Consider the following 14,980-nt stretch of genomic DNA (forward strand, 5'->3'; position numbering starts at 1 on the left):
TTCATGAACTATACTCAATTCGCGGAACTCAATGATAAAAAGGAAAGGCGGAATCCCTTATGAAATCTATCGTATCCAAACGCTGGCTGTTAGCTCGACTATATGAGCCAGATATCATCATCGCAGACTGCCGTTCTCTGCTCGGACAAGCCGGAGCGGGACGGGCTCAATTTAATGAGGATCATATTCCGGGGGCTGTTCACTTCGACCTGGAGGAAGACCTCACGGCTCCTCTGGGTGAACATGGCGGACGCCATCCTTTACCGGATACCGACACACTTGCCGCGCGTCTGAGTCGCGTCGGAATCAACGCAGCTTCACGCATCATTGCCTACGACGATCAAGGGGGCATGATGGCTTCCCGCTTCTGGTGGCTGCTGCGCTATTTGGGACATGAGCAGGTATATGTGCTGGATGAAAGCTACAGTGCATGGAAGGAAGCGAAGTTCCCAATCACGGCAGACCAGCCGATCCGCATTCCCTCAACCTTTGTAGCGAACGTTCAGCCACAAATGCTCACAAGTATGGAAGAGGTGCGACGTGTATCCGAAGGTTCGGTTCCCGTCGGCTCCCCTATCGGTTTTTCACCTATATTGATCGACTCACGAGAGCGTCCGCGCTACCTGGGACTGGAAGAGCCCATAGATCAAGCAGCGGGGCATATCCCCGGTGCAGTGAATTTCTTCTGGAAAGAGGTCTTGGACGAAAAGGGTACATTTAAAAACGCAGAGCAGTTGAAACAGCATTTCTCAGACCTCGATCAGAACGCTGAGATCATCGTATATTGCGGTTCTGGCGTATCCGCCTGCCCGAATGTGCTGGCCTTGGGCGAGGCAGGATTTAGTAAGGTGCGGTTATATCCGGGGAGCTGGAGCGATTGGATTAGCTATGAGGAAAATCCGGTGGCTACTGGTGAAGAATAAATACGAAAAGCCCGCGCTGAACGCGGGCTTTTGTTTTTCCTTCACATTGCAAAAGGAAGACTGGTCGGATGGTTCCTTGCTGCATAAGAAGCGCTTAGCTATGTTGCTGCCTGTTGTTCCTTGGACCTTCGCATCAAACTGACCAAAAGCATGGACAGAACAAGTACGAGAAAGTATAAAGGCATCGTAAGTAACGAGCCGTTATGAATCAAACTCATTCCGCTCGTAATTATACTCACCAGCAAATAATAGCCGAGTCCAAACATAGCTCCTGAGGTCCCCAGGACGTCATGGTAATCCACGAGGGCCATACTGAGACAGTTTGGAAGGGCCATGCCGATACCCAGCAGGATGACGAATACGCAGGATACTGTGAGCACAAGGTCGATCAGCGTGGCTTCGATTCCGTAAAGCGCCAGACAGGCAAGACTAAGCGCCCCAGTAGTTGATACACCACAGCCGAGAGTAATAATTCGTTCCGCTTGAATTGCGGGCAGCAGTCTTCTGGACAGCATTGCCCCCACAATGGACGATAGCGCAACAAAGATACCTAGACATCCGAAAGTGCCAGCACTCATCCCGAAAAAATCAATGTAAATAAACGGAGCCTCAGCATAATAGCTGAACAAAATTCCGTTGGCAGCTCCGATGAGCAAGCCGAAGCGCCATACTCTGCGATCCTTCATCAACCGCGCTGCCACGGACAACATGCTGACGTTTTGAGTCGCCTCCAGTCGGGTTTCAGGCAACCGTACCCAAGCATATAGCCAGATGACCACGCCCATTAATACAAGCGTGAAGAACACCGCTCGAAAGCCGAGTGCCTGATCGACCCATCCGCCCAAAAGCGGCCCAACTGCAGGTGTAAACGCCAGTGCGGCCGAGATTTGGGCAAAGGCTGCATGACGCTTCGCCCCATCCAGACTTTCGCGCAATATCGTTTGGGTTACGGCAGAGCCAGCGCTGGCGCCAAAAGCCTGAATAAAACGGCATACCATGAGCCATTCGACCGATGAAGACCAATAACAACCCAGGCTGCCTATGGCATAGACGAAAATGCCCCACAGCATCGACGGGCGGCGTCCCATCAAATCTGACAGCCTGCCCCAGCAAAATACCCCTAAGGCAAAGCCCAAAAAATATATGCTGAGCGTAAGTTGAATGGCATTGCTGCTCGCTGCCATATGGCGGGCGATGTCCGGTAACGAAGGTGTATAGATCGTTTCGCTAATTTGCGGAAAACCGACAAGTATGATTAATAATAATAACGATATATGTTTTGAGATTTTTCTTTGCACAGCCAATATCCCCCATATCATTTAAAAATCTCAACCGACTGGCTAAGAAATTACGGGATTGGGGGTTTGCATTTGATTAGTCTGGAAAATGAAAGCATATTATTCACCATTTCTTCATAATAAGGGGGGATTAAACTAAGAGCTATTATATCAGATTATTGAAGCCTTTCATAAATTGTTTGATATAATGTTCCGTGTACCTCTCTTCACTGTCACCGGGTTCTCTGAACGGATGAGTGGCAATTCCACGAATCATAGAATTTTTCACGACTTTTAGGTACGGATCATGTTTCGTTCGTTCATGCGTGCAACACCAAAAGCCCGCTTTGCACGCAGACTTTTGGTGTGTTTTATATAGTGCCCTTGTATGGTTGAGACACTGGATTATGGTCGCTGAAGTCAACAAGGACTCAACCTGAGAAGGTTGAAAACAATTACACATATGAATGACTGAAAACTTCTCATCCTTAGGTCCTAGTCTCCTCAGCTATAACATCTCCAGGTCGCAGACTAAAGATCTCCTAATGGGACTCAGTCTTCAAGGAAAAATCAACTTGAGCTGAGTGAGGCGACCTTCTACAGAACTCCAAAGCTGACTTTTTTACGTTCTGACAATTTGGCGTATGTACTTAATCGAATCAATATCCAATCCGAGGAGTCCTTTATGATCTTTAGGCAATATGCCTACATCTACATCTATATTTTGAATGCTGTTTGTACCTATTTCAATCCTGTCCATAATTTTTGTGTAGAAAGGAATACTTCCTCCGATCCCGTATGCTTCATATATTGAATCCCCTGTTTCGTAAGTCACACCGATTTCCTCTAAAATATCAGGACTAATTATAGTATGTGAAGATCCTGTATCTATAATTACATCATCTATTCACAATACTCTTCCTCTAAATGTAATGGTAAGTGACGTTGTAATTAACTGACCATCATAGTTAATTTTCATTAGTATTACGTCTCACTCTCATTAATAGATCTCTGCGGAGGTGAATCACAAAGTCTTGATTTGATGTATGGTACACTATGTTCTCAGGCTTTACTTTAAAAAACTCTTTATTCGCATCTTCTTCTGATATTGTGCAAATCGGTGCAACTTCATCTACTATTTTTTTATTGTCTTCCTCATGATAATTAATTATAGAAACCAGAACAAATTGGTCAGGGAACAGTTCTCTAACTTCTTACCATTTCATGTGTTCTACCTCCTACCTTTTCGTCCTAATTCTTCTTTTTATCATTTTAACATATGCCGCCGATTTCCATATAACGTTGCACATTTCTTACGTTCAAGCTGCTTAAGGTGCGTAGCATCGGGTCGTCAGACTTAGCCGTTTGAATGTGTCGTCTGAATAAGCTTCTCCGAAAACCCACTTGGCGACCAAGGAACGGTAGCGACAAAGCAGAAATGTATTGTTATATGATGTCAGCGTCTTCTTTGTATTCCCCAACTTTAGTTATTTTTAAATATCGTGTCTCGTTAGCGTAACAACAATGCGTAATATCTGAATTGTATTTTACAAGTTTACGTAGCAACGTTATCCATGAGTTCAGCAAGCAAACAATTAGAACAGTGCTTCAGCAAGGGGTTACTTAATCTGATACATCTATCTTACAAAAGTAATATAATCAATGTTAACTGGATCAATATCATCTGCTCGAAGTCGCGAGTTAATCTGTCCTCGATGATACTGACCATGAAGTGCTACGTGAGTTAAAATATCTCGTATAGAAGTCATAAACTCTTTACCACTACTATTTGTGTATGTTATTAAGTTATCCAGGTCAGTTTTTGCTATTTCAGCGAGAAATGTTTTGAAGTTTTCTTCATTTTGTTTAATAAGTTTTGCACAGACTGTTATATCCCCATCCGACCAGATAGGCATTTGTGAACTGTCCATTCCTTTTAATCTAGTTAACCATATTTGTTCAGCATATAGAATATGAGTAAATAAACTTAACTGCTGCTCCCCAATCTCTACATTCTGAAATATTTCTAGAATGCTTTGATTAGCCCAATTTAAATGCTCAAACATCTTTTGGATTGTTTTCAATGGTACCGCCTCCCACATTATCAATCACTTGTTTTATATGAATTCTATAAAAAGAGAAAACAAAGTTCTACCCGTTCTTTAACTCAACGTCCGATAGCTGAAAGGCATCTTTGTAATAAATGATCAATAACTTATAATGTGTTTTTATGATGTTCGCTGATTTCACATAACGTTTGGATATCTACGAATCCTCACCACCTTAAAGGAGCAAAGCGACTGGCCGCGACGCGGTTAGGTGGTGCAGGGTTGTCTGCTGAATTCGCATCCTAGAAATCCCTCTTGCAGACCAAGGCCGATAGGCCGCAGCGTAGATACGATGTTATAGGATGCTATCGCCTTCCTTGAATCTACTACATATCTGTTTTTTCTGGATTCCATCCCTTTATTTGAGACCATTTAGTAGCCATTTTAAGGATGTCCCAAATAATAGGGTCTTTTCCATCCACATATTTCACTCTATCATGACGAAAAAGATTCATTAATCGGTGTTTTTCAGCTACATAACGTACACAATCTTCAGGATGAGTTCTTAAATAATCTCTAAAAAGTAAAGAAATCTGTTCACCTAAACTTCCAACTTGTCTAACATGAATATGAGTCCTTCTTGTTCCTGGAATCTCTCGGAAATATCCTTTTGTTTTATCGATGTTTTCAGATCTGTAAACAAATCCTAGTCGTTCAATCTTGGATTGATATTGTGACAAATCATCAAAATCTATAACAGAAATCTGAATATCTATTATGGGTTTCGCCTCTAATCCTACTACTGAAGTTGATCCAATATGATCAATTCTTATTGCGGTATCTTGCAATGATTCTCTTAACTTCTTACCTAATTCTTCAAATAGATAATTCCATTCAGGATCATACTTAGCTATTCTCCATTGTTCATCCATGATAAGACCTCACTTTCAGTTTTACATGTTGCGAGTATTTCTCATAACGTTCCCGTATTCACGATGCCTGGCGCATGCAAGGTGTGTCCAGCTGCTTCCGTGATCGACTTCCCTGAGTTCACCTTCATTACTTACTTTGAACTATCTGAATTTACAAAATCCTCGAGTGCTTCTTTCGTTTCAGGATGTAAAATTATATTATTTGAGCTCACCATTCTTTCTACTAGACTTGATGCTTTTACTTTACGCCCCCACTTTCTAGAAAACGACCTCCAATCACATACCATTTCAATTAGATATTTATTGGGCATTGGCAAGGCTTCTTTTGATTCCTTATTTACAATCCAATATTCCCAGTGGTGCTTATTATGATTTTGATGGTGTAGCCATGCATACTTCCATTCAATTTCTGTATTTTCATTCTTTTGATTCGAATAGAACTTCCGTGCATAAGGGAAAAACTCTTTGGGGTTAAATTTAGACAAATCATGAACTATACCTTGAAAATATAATCCTTCTTTCCAGCATTCAACTAATACATTAATTTTGTGATCTATTACATAAAGGAAATACTTCCAATAGGATTTGAGGATAATATCATCTCCTTATTAATAAGTCATCTTCCGATCATTTCACCTAACGTTTCTGTATTCATGAACCCCTTCGGGGGTTGTCTGCTGAAATGCCTCTCCGAAACTCTTCCTGCAGACCAAGACTCCAAAGGAGCCGCAGCTTGAATATTATATTACCTGAAGTTGCTTCCTCTTCGATATGCTTACTAATTCTTCACTATGATATATCTTAATGTATACTCACTATTCTGATTATCTCTATAATGTAAGGTCTCAATTGTTGACCCTGTTTCAATAACCTCTAGCCCTCTAAAGTGTTCTCGCAAATCCTCTTCACTGAAAAAATGGGCAAACTTATTTCTTTTGTATTCATACGTTCCTTCTTCTATTTCTCGACCAATCCCATTATTTTTATCTTCGTCAGAAAAACATGTGAAATACATCAAGCTGGGATGGTTCAATTTCTGAATACAATTGCTGATTAATATGTTGCGTTCTGGGGATAAGAATAAATGCAATAAATCAAAACAATAAATTGCATCGTATTTCTTATCTCTTCCAATACTACTTAAAATAGAACCTTGCATAAAATGAGTGTCCTGGTCCCAATTCATAGCTATCTCGATTGCATCTTTCGATAATTCTATCCCATCAACTTGAAAAATTGATGAAAAAGCTTTTGTGTTTCTTCCATATCCTGATCCAGGTACTAATATTGTTTTGATATTATGCTTCCTAAAAATATCAATTGCGTGATATGTGGTTCGACTAGGGGCACTCCCCCAAATCATACCTTCATTCCGATATCTCTTCTCCCAATAATCTTCCATATCATCATTCCTTCAAGTATTTTTTCATAGTCTTTTAATCCTTATCATACTTTGAGCAATTTCAGCTAACGTTTCTGTATTCACGATATTGATCTTCCTTAGATAGTTCCTATCTTAGGAAGATCAACGTGTACGGCTGCTTCCACATCTCCGAAATCCTCCTGCCGGACCGAGAGCCGAATGGCCCGAAGCGTGAATATTATGTTATATGAGTTACACGCCTCCCTGCAATACAATCACTAAGGTTCTTTAATCCATTTTTCTTTCCGAGCAATTAATAATTCATATTTCCTTTATTTATTATTGCAGCATCAAACATCCATATATTATCCAAGTCGTTCTGTATTAACGCTTCCCAAGGACGGCCATCCTCATCTATCTCCCATTCTAGTTCACTAAAAACAGAAATTATTTCAGCGTCTTTAATCCCACAGTCATTTAATGCGATTATAAAGTCAAGCATGATCTCTTTTATATTACTTTGATCGCACTTTATATAGGTTTGGATTTGAGAATATTCTGGCATCTCATTCCCTCATTTCATCATTGCGTGTACTTCAACTAACATCTAATCTATGTACTTCGTAAATACTGCACCTTCAAGTTAGTATCTGAACTACATATATGATAACTCACTCAGTTCCACTTGCGAAGAAAAAATTGGTGAAAAAGGAATATTAAACAGAGTGCTCAAGCTTCCATATCCATGTGATCCAGCAGGCTCTGAATACACTGGATATTTTTCGTGCTGACATGCTTATAGCGCTGCGTTATAACTACTACTAAATTAAGCGTTGAGTTTTTACTCTCCCCCACCTCTACGTTACAAAAAAAAGAAGTTACATGGCCTAGTCTCGGACTAGTTCAGTAACTCCCTTTTCAAACCCTATTTCAATAGGTAGATTTATTATTCTTTTACTGCCCCGACCACGATCCCGGTCACAAAATAACGTTGCAGAAACGGATACACGAGCAGGATCGGCAGTGCACTGATAAAGATTTGCGAGGCCCGAATGGTTCGCTGGGACAGATTGGCGACGGCTTCCGGGTCGAGCTTGGACATGTCGGCCTGAACGATAATCGTCTGCATAAATGTCGCCAGCGGAAGCTTTTCTGAATCTCGAATATAGATCATCCCGTCAAAATAAGAGTTCCAATGTCCGACCATCATGAATAGGGAAACCGTGGCAATGACGGGTATGGAGACGGGTAAATATATTTTGATAAAAGTCTGCAAATGCCCTGCCCCATCAATAAAAGCGGCTTCCTCCAGATCCTTGGGTACGGTACGGAAGAAATTAAGCAGCAGAATAATGTTAAATACCGCAACCAATCCAGGCAGAATCAATGCCAGCAATGTATTCATCAGTCCAAGCTTCAGAATCAGAATGTAGCCCGGAATGAGACCACCGCTGAATAACATGGTGATGACAAAATACCAAAGGTAGATATTGCGTGCACGGAAGACTCGCGTCTCCTTGGAGAGCGCATACGCTGCAATCGTATTTACCACTAACGCAAGTCCCGTTCCAAGTACCGTCCGCTCCACAGACACCCACAAGGAGGAGAGGAAATTGGCATTATCAAACGTCTTGGCATAGGCTTCAAGCGTAAAGCCAATCGGCCAGAACGTAACCAGTCCGGCATTGGCAGGTGCGGATGCGCTAAGAGATACCATGAGCAAGTGATATAAAGGCAGCAAGCAGAGCACCGAAAGGATGGTCAGGAACACATTATTGAATATGCTGAATACTCGATATGGAATCGTTTTATGGTACATCGGCTCGTCATCCTTTCTAGAAAATTCTGTACCCCGCGAATCGGTAGGCCAGTCGGTATGAGATCACGATCAGGATTAAGCTAATAACCGATTTAAATAAATTCACGGCGGTAGCGAAGCTGAACTGCCCACTAAGCAGACCTTCCCTGTACACAAAAGTATCGATGATATCCGCTTGCTGATAGATTAATGGACTATATAAGTTAAAGATCTGATCGAAGTTTGCATTGAGCACATTGCCTAGTGCCAGGGTTGCGATCACGATCCCAATCGGAATAAGCGCCGGGATGGTAATATACATCGTCTGCTTCCAGCGCCCCGCCCCATCCACTTCAGCCGCTTCATAGAGTGACGGATTAATACCGGACAGTGCCGCCAGGAAAATGATCGTGTTGAAGCCAAACTCCTTCCAGACATCACTTGCAATGATCGTAAAGCGGAACCAGTTGCCATCCCCCAGGAAGAAAATCGGCTTGATGCCGAATACAGAGGAAAGGAATTGATTGATGATCCCTGTCTGGGCCAGAATATCGATCAGAATGCCTGATAGCGTAACCCAAGACAAAAAGTGCGGAAGATACACGAGTGTTTGAATGGTTCTTTTGAGCGCCATCTTCCTGACCTCATTCAACAATAATGCGAAGATAAACGGAATAATCAGGTTCATTACAATTTTGGAGCAGGCAAAAAACAGCGTATTCCACGTAATTTGCAGGAAATAATCATTCTCCCACATGTACCTAAAATGCTTCAGTCCGACCCATTCAGAATTAAAAAAACCCAGTGCAGGTTTATAGTCTTGAAATGCCATAAGAATCCCGGACATCGGAATATACGAAAAAATAAAAACCATAATGGCCGCCGGCAACACCATCAAGTGGAGAATCCATGGTTGTTTATAGACTTTCTTTTTTCTTCTATTCGGCTTGCTTCCAATGTTCGCCTGCGGCACCCGGTTAGCCTCCATATTAGCCTCCATAGCGCTCTCCTGTTCCCAAAAAAGTTTTTGTGTGTAATGAGGATCTCTGCTATAAATAGTATCAGGCAATTCTCAGGTCTGACTATATAACATTGTTAGGATGGATATGGTTTTGTTAGGAATATCGATTAAAGGAGACTTTTATGAATATATGGAAGCGCTTTATATTATTCCAAGGAACGGCTCGATCCCGGTTTAGTCTGTTTGCCAAAATAAACTGCTTAATCGTGGTTTTGTTCATCCCCATTATTATCATGTATACCTACTCGAACAATGTCACCTACGATGTCGTAAGCAAAGAGCTGCAAATATCCAATACCAAACAGCTCACGTTTTTATCCAGTCAAATCGATTCCCGCATTAATCAGATGATGGATTTCAGTCTTATTCTCTCTAGAGATCCCAATGTCAGGGCATTCAATGGTTTGAACATGTGGGATGATCTTTATGACCAGATGCAGACCCGATATGTCATTCAGGAAAAGATCATGCTTCAATCCGGGGTCACCGATATATGGCCCACCCGATATGCTGTGTATTCACAGCAGAACCAAGATGTCATCGCCAACTACAACAGATCATCAGGGTATGATGAGAATTACCTAAAAAGAAATATGAGTGGCCAATGGACATATGGTGATCATGGTGCGGAATCTCAAGAGGAGCTTCAATGCTTTTACTGGTTCTTTACCGATTCCTTGGCCCAGCCGGGGATGTTGACGGGAAGCAACCTGGTGATTGAAGCCAGCTTCAGTTATGAGAACATTCAGAACATGCTGGATGCGTACAAGAAAGGTGGACAAGGCGATCCCTTCTTTTATCACAAAGGGAATTCGCCCATTCTGAACCGCAGTGCAGACAAGCAGCTATCCGAAGAACTCATTCGTTATCTGGATACTTACTCCCCGGAGGACACTACACCGGATGTCGTGAAGCTGAATGGGAAGAACTATCTGGTCAGTTCTGTAAGGTCTTCATATTTGGATTGGCATTTAGTAGATGTGGTCCCACTCTATCAGATCCTGCAACCCATTTCACTCAGTCGGAACCTGTTCTATCTCTCTATGATTCTGCTATTTGTTGTGGGCATTTCCGCTTCAATACTACTGTACAGAAACGTTCAATATCCGATCAAAAAGCTGATCCAGGGCTTACGGCGTGTGCAGCGGGGAGACTATTCCGTACGTCTGCATAGCAAGGATCAGAATGAGTTCTCATTTCTGTTTCATCGATTTAATGATATGTCTCATCAAATTCAAGATCTGATCGAGAATGTATTTCATGAAAAGATCAGAGCCCGGGAAGCTACGCTAAAGCAGCTGCAGGCGCAGATCAATCCCCATTTTCTGTATAACTGCCTTGGCTATATCATCAATATGGCCCAGATGAAGGATGAAGAAGCGGTCATTTCTATGGCTTATAACTTAAGTGCGTACTATCGCTATACCACCCGAGTGGAACGAGAAACGTCTTCTTTGAAGGAAGAAATCAAGCTGCTCGTCAACTATTTGGATATCCAAAAGCTGCGCAATGGGAGAATTGAATATCATATCGATATCCCTGAGCATATGCTTAGCCAGTCTGTTCCACGTTTAATGCTTCAACCGATTGTGGAAAATTCGGTCATTCACGGCGTAGCGAAGTCGTATTCATCTGGTGAAATCCGAATTAGCGGGGAAAGCTCGGACGGTTTCTGCAAAATTTACATTGATGACGACGGACCCGGCCTGAGCCCGGATCAGTTGGAAGCTCTGAATCGTAAAATGCAGCAGCCGCTGCAGGAGGAAATGGGCTGTGGTCTCTGGAATACGAACCAGCGGATCATGCACCTATTCGGCAATCAGTCATGCCTTATTTTCAAGCCGTCCCCGCTCGGCGGATTCCAAACAGAGATCATCTGGGAGATTCCAACAGAGGAAGAAAATCATAACGATATAAGTTGAACTAAACATTTACACGATAACGGAGAGGGCAGATCTGGAGAAGCGAAGCGTTCGCCTAAAAGCTTTCTGAAAGAAAGCTACATCGGAAGCATAGGCTTATCCCCGGATTTCCCCTTTTGTAAGGGATTCAAAAAATCTGGGGATAACAGCGATCGGAAGATGGTTCTGACCGCGCAGTGGTCTCGTGTAAAATCATTCGTTCAACTTATATATACTAACCATCAAGGAGACAAATAACATGCAGATGATCATCGTAGACGATGAAGCACACTGGGTAGATAACCTTTCCATGACCAAACCCTGGCACACGCTGGGGATTGAACATGTGCATAAAGCTTACTCAGCACATGAAGCACTACAAATTATCGATACGCACCCCATTGATATTGTGATCTCGGATATTCAGATGCCCGAAATGACAGGGATTGAACTGATCGAACGGATCAGAGTCCGTGACAAAAAAATAAAGTGTATTCTTTTATCTGGATATTCCGAATTCGATTACGCCAAAAAAGCCATCCAGTACGAGGCCGTTGATTACTTGCTGAAACCCCCGACTGACGATGAATTGATGGGCGCTGTTCAAAAGGCCATTGATCAATTAAACACAGAATGGGAGCTCATAAGCTCACTTAAACGAACCCAGTTTACCCTTCGGGAGAATCTGCCCCATTTACGTGGTCGACTACTCCTTGAGGCCTTACAGGGACATCGATTCGCAGCCGGCGAATGGGAACGGAAACTTACGAATTACGATCTGCCCTTCCACGCCGGAGATTACGCATCATTAATGCTTGTACGTATGGAAGAAGAATTCAGGCACTATGACAACAACGATCAAACCTTGATCGAATATGCAGTCATCAATATGGCTGAAGAGATTATGGGTGAGTTTATGGAAGTCTGGGGCGTGAAGGAGGAACATGGATATCTGGTGTTTCTGCTTCAACTTAAAGAGAACGATACCGACATTGGAAAAGAAACTATACTGGAGAAGCTTTCCGTGCAGCTTCAGTCTAAGGTCAAGCAGTTCCTAAAGGGTTCCCTCTCCATCGTCATCACCGAATGGTTCCCGTTTCCAGAACAGCTATATGACCGCTTTCGGCAGGCCTCGGCTTATTTCCGGCAAATTGTCGGAGATGAGCGCGAATTCGTGATGCGGGTCAGTGACGTGGAAACGCCCGCAGCGCAAGGCCCCCTGGATGTCCTGTATACTCCGCCCTCTTTCATTCATCTGTTGGAAAGCGGGCAATGGGATGCCGCAGAAGAAAAAATAGTAGCCGTCTGTGAGGAACTGGATAAGAAATGGTCGGAATCGTGGGAGCATTGTATGGAGGCAGGCTTTTTAATTACGGCTTCTTTCACCAATCTCGCACACCGAAATAGGCTTACTCTGGCTACCTTAATGGGTAGCGATATTGAGTGGCTGCAGAGCGGGAAAGCTTTCTCCACCATCAGTAAACTGCGAAAATGGTCGCTTAGTGTGCTCGGCAAACTCAAGGAAGGCACGTCCAACGAAATCAAAGACATACGTTCCGAGTATGTGAGAAAGATTCAGGATTTTACGGATAAAAACCTGCATCTGGATGTTTCCCTCCGTGTACTGGCCGACCATGTCAATCTGCATCCGACCCATTTGTCCAAGATTTATAAGATTGAAACTGGTGAAGGCATAAGTGATTATATCTCGCGCCTGCGCATGGATCGTGCCTGTCACAAGCTGAAAATGACCACCAAAAAAGTATATGAAATCAGCATGGAGATTGGATATATGGACCCTGCTTATTTTATCAAGGTGTTCAAACGCCAGTTTGGGGTCACGCCGCAGGAGTACAGAGACCATCATAAATAGCATGATAGAGTCCTATCGAAACTAAAAAACTCATATAGATGCCATCCCCGCCGACTTGGTACAGTTACACTTGTAAAGATCATACACCGTAGGGGGATTGAAGAATGATCAAATTCAAAGCATGGTGGTCGCTGCTCATGGTCATCGCACTTATCACAATTACAGCCTGTGGCAGCGGCGAAACATCCAATGAGAATGCCACGAGCGATAATACGCCGGCGACGGTCGGTTCACCCGAAGCAGAAGCTGCTTTTGCAAAAGGGAAATACGATCCACCCATTGAGTTCAGTTCGGTGTTGATGCCGAAGAAATACGTTCAAGGGGACACCAAAGAAAATAACGTTCACGATCGGTGGATGCTGGAAACGCTGGGCATGAAGCATAAAGATACCTGGTATCCGGCCAATGATGATCAATACAAACAAAAGCTTCAGTTGGCCATTGCCTCTGGCGAGAAGCTGCCTGATTTCGTTTCGGTACCCACCAATGCGGTATTGACCAATCAACTTATTGATTCCGGTCAATTCATTGCCATCGATGAGTTGTTCGACAAGTATGCAAATAAAATTCTGAAAGACCACGCGGCAGCGCATCCGGAGCTATGGTACCCTTTCACCAAGGACGGCAAGAAATACAATATGCCGATCCTGGAATACACAGATAATGACGACACGCTGCTGTGGCTCAGGGAAGATTGGATGGAAAAGCTGAATCTGGAAGCTCCCAAAACCATCGCGGATCTTGAAAATATCATGGATAAATTCAAGAACGAGAACCCGGATGGCTTAGCACCTAATGAAGTTTTTCCACTCGCAATTTCCTTGAAAAATAATACAAACACCTGGATGGGCTCACTCGATTGGTTATTCGGAGCATACGGCACGATCCAGGAGCAGTGGAACAAAGACGCCGATGGCAATCTGGAGTACGGCTCCATTAATCCAGGTGCAAAGCAGGCACTCGCGAAGCTTAGTGAATGGATGGAAAAAGGCTATATTCATACCGACTCCGCCCTGTGGGATGAAAGTAAATCTGCGGAGAGCTGGACGAAAGGCGCCGCAGGCATTCTGCCCGGAGCCAACTGGATTCCAGACTGGCCAGCCCCCGATCTGTTGAAGAATGTACCTGGAGCGAAAATTAAAGCTTATCCGATTCCAGCAGGTCCAGATGGACTCATCGGTACGAAATGGCAGAACTCCGGCGTCAACGCCAGTATTATGATTAACAAGGACGCGAAGCATCCGGAAGCCATTTTCCTGTACTATAACTATCTGCTCGATAACCTAGCTAACCCGGCCGCTGGCAGTGAATATGAATACGGCTTCGCCAAAGGCTACGATTGGGACATCGTGGACGGACAACCGACCAGTGATAAAGAGAAGATTAAAGACTTCTCCAACGAGTTCCCTTTCCTGACTGGCCCGGCACGTATCCCGGATCTGTACATGAAGACACTCGTTAAACTGGCTGATGGGAAGACGCCAGAAACCCCTTATGAGAAACAAATGGCCGAGTTCCGCAAACCCGAAAACTGGGCCGCAGCCAAGGTAGTCATGTTGCAATTAGACATTCGCAAACAGAACTACTTCACCGGTGCTGCGACACCAACGATGGTATCCAAATGGAACCTGCTTCGCCAGTCCGAAATGGAAACCTTCAACAAAATCATCTACGGCAAGCTGCCGATCGATGCCTTTGACCCATTTGTAGCCAATTGGAAATCCAATGGCGGTGACCAGATTACGCAAGAAGTGAATGATTGGTTCAAGTCGGTGTCTGGGAAGTAAGGGATAAAAATAAGAAACAAATTAAAACAAGCCGAAGCGTGTATTTCTGTCGCTTCG

Annotated in this window: 14 protein-coding genes; 4 read left to right on the forward strand and 10 right to left on the reverse strand. The window is 43.4% G+C overall.

Annotation, left to right across the window (positions count from 1 at the left end):
* Window positions 1–59: 59 nt before the first annotated feature.
* Complete coding sequence (locus tag L696_RS0122515; protein WP_025685662.1) at window positions 60–923, forward strand: sulfurtransferase; 864 nt, start codon at window positions 60–62, stop codon at window positions 921–923.
* A 98-nt stretch (window positions 924–1,021) separates the two neighbouring features.
* Here L696_RS0122515 and L696_RS0122520 read toward each other — a convergent pair whose 3' ends face one another.
* The 10 genes from L696_RS0122520 to L696_RS0122560 all read right to left on the reverse strand — a co-directional run bounded on the left by L696_RS0122520 (window position 1,022) and on the right by L696_RS0122560 (window position 9,329).
* Complete coding sequence (locus tag L696_RS0122520) at window positions 1,022–2,221, reverse strand: multidrug effflux MFS transporter (RefSeq protein WP_025685663.1); 1,200 nt, start codon at window positions 2,219–2,221, stop codon at window positions 1,022–1,024.
* Between the two features lie 601 nt (window positions 2,222–2,822).
* Complete coding sequence (locus L696_RS32125; RefSeq protein WP_342447952.1) at window positions 2,823–3,107, reverse strand: retropepsin-like aspartic protease; 285 nt, start codon at window positions 3,105–3,107, stop codon at window positions 2,823–2,825.
* Between the two features lie 61 nt (window positions 3,108–3,168).
* On the reverse strand, window positions 3,169–3,402 hold the full coding sequence (locus L696_RS32130; protein ID WP_245233424.1) for a hypothetical protein: 234 nt from the start codon (window positions 3,400–3,402) through the stop codon (window positions 3,169–3,171).
* A 435-nt stretch (window positions 3,403–3,837) separates the two neighbouring features.
* Window positions 3,838–4,284, reverse strand: coding sequence for a DinB family protein (locus tag L696_RS0122530; RefSeq protein WP_025685664.1), 447 nt, complete (start codon window positions 4,282–4,284; stop codon window positions 3,838–3,840).
* Window positions 4,285–4,634: 350 nt separating this feature from the next.
* The gene (locus tag L696_RS0122535; RefSeq protein ID WP_025685665.1) at window positions 4,635–5,180 is read right to left on the reverse strand and encodes a GrpB family protein; all 546 of its coding nucleotides are present in this window, start codon (window positions 5,178–5,180) and stop codon (window positions 4,635–4,637) included.
* A gap of 131 nt (window positions 5,181–5,311) precedes the next feature.
* Window positions 5,312–5,776, reverse strand: coding sequence for a DUF5662 family protein (locus L696_RS0122540; RefSeq protein ID WP_342447953.1), 465 nt, complete (start codon window positions 5,774–5,776; stop codon window positions 5,312–5,314).
* A 182-nt stretch (window positions 5,777–5,958) separates the two neighbouring features.
* Complete coding sequence (locus L696_RS0122545; protein ID WP_025685667.1) at window positions 5,959–6,582, reverse strand: class I SAM-dependent methyltransferase; 624 nt, start codon at window positions 6,580–6,582, stop codon at window positions 5,959–5,961.
* Window positions 6,583–6,856: 274 nt separating this feature from the next.
* Complete coding sequence (locus L696_RS0122550; protein WP_025685668.1) at window positions 6,857–7,108, reverse strand: hypothetical protein; 252 nt, start codon at window positions 7,106–7,108, stop codon at window positions 6,857–6,859.
* Window positions 7,109–7,489: 381 nt separating this feature from the next.
* Window positions 7,490–8,362, reverse strand: coding sequence for a carbohydrate ABC transporter permease (locus L696_RS0122555; RefSeq protein ID WP_025685669.1), 873 nt, complete (start codon window positions 8,360–8,362; stop codon window positions 7,490–7,492).
* A gap of 16 nt (window positions 8,363–8,378) precedes the next feature.
* Entirely contained in the window at window positions 8,379–9,329 is a 951-nt protein-coding gene (locus tag L696_RS0122560) for an ABC transporter permease (protein ID WP_025685670.1), read from the reverse strand.
* A 155-nt stretch (window positions 9,330–9,484) separates the two neighbouring features.
* Between L696_RS0122560 and L696_RS0122565 the strand changes: the two genes are divergently transcribed.
* From L696_RS0122565 to L696_RS0122575, 3 genes are all read left to right on the forward strand, one after another.
* Window positions 9,485–11,284, forward strand: a complete 1,800-nt coding sequence (locus L696_RS0122565) for a cache domain-containing sensor histidine kinase (RefSeq protein WP_025685671.1) — start codon at window positions 9,485–9,487, stop codon at window positions 11,282–11,284.
* Between the two features lie 238 nt (window positions 11,285–11,522).
* Window positions 11,523–13,136 carry a response regulator transcription factor gene (locus tag L696_RS0122570; protein ID WP_025685672.1) on the forward strand — a complete coding sequence of 538 codons (1,614 nt, stop codon included), beginning with the start codon at window positions 11,523–11,525 and terminating at the stop codon, window positions 13,134–13,136.
* Between the two features lie 104 nt (window positions 13,137–13,240).
* Window positions 13,241–14,923: a type 2 periplasmic-binding domain-containing protein gene (locus L696_RS0122575; RefSeq protein WP_025685673.1), complete on the forward strand. Its 1,683-nt coding sequence runs from the start codon at window positions 13,241–13,243 to the stop codon at window positions 14,921–14,923.
* Window positions 14,924–14,980 lie beyond the last annotated feature (57 nt).

It is taken from the genome of Paenibacillus maysiensis, assembly GCF_000520815.1.
GTDB classification, from domain to species: Bacteria; Bacillota; Bacilli; order Paenibacillales; family Paenibacillaceae; genus Paenibacillus; species Paenibacillus maysiensis.

Bases quoted from the DNA above. Each gene is read 5' to 3' on its own strand.
- L696_RS0122515 (WP_025685662.1), top strand. From the start codon at position 60: ATGAAATCTATCGTATCCAAACGCTGGCTGTTAGCTCGACTATATGAG.
- L696_RS0122535 (WP_025685665.1), bottom strand. From the start codon at position 5,180: ATGGATGAACAATGGAGAATAGCTAAGTATGATCCTGAATGGAATTAT.
- L696_RS0122545 (WP_025685667.1), bottom strand. From the start codon at position 6,582: ATGGAAGATTATTGGGAGAAGAGATATCGGAATGAAGGTATGATTTGG.
- L696_RS0122550 (WP_025685668.1), bottom strand. From the start codon at position 7,108: ATGCCAGAATATTCTCAAATCCAAACCTATATAAAGTGCGATCAAAGT.
- L696_RS0122555 (WP_025685669.1), bottom strand. From the start codon at position 8,362: ATGTACCATAAAACGATTCCATATCGAGTATTCAGCATATTCAATAAT.
- L696_RS0122560 (WP_025685670.1), bottom strand. From the start codon at position 9,329: ATGGAGGCTAACCGGGTGCCGCAGGCGAACATTGGAAGCAAGCCGAAT.
- L696_RS0122565 (WP_025685671.1), top strand. From the start codon at position 9,485: ATGAATATATGGAAGCGCTTTATATTATTCCAAGGAACGGCTCGATCC.
- L696_RS0122570 (WP_025685672.1), top strand. From the start codon at position 11,523: ATGCAGATGATCATCGTAGACGATGAAGCACACTGGGTAGATAACCTT.
- L696_RS0122575 (WP_025685673.1), top strand. From the start codon at position 13,241: ATGATCAAATTCAAAGCATGGTGGTCGCTGCTCATGGTCATCGCACTT.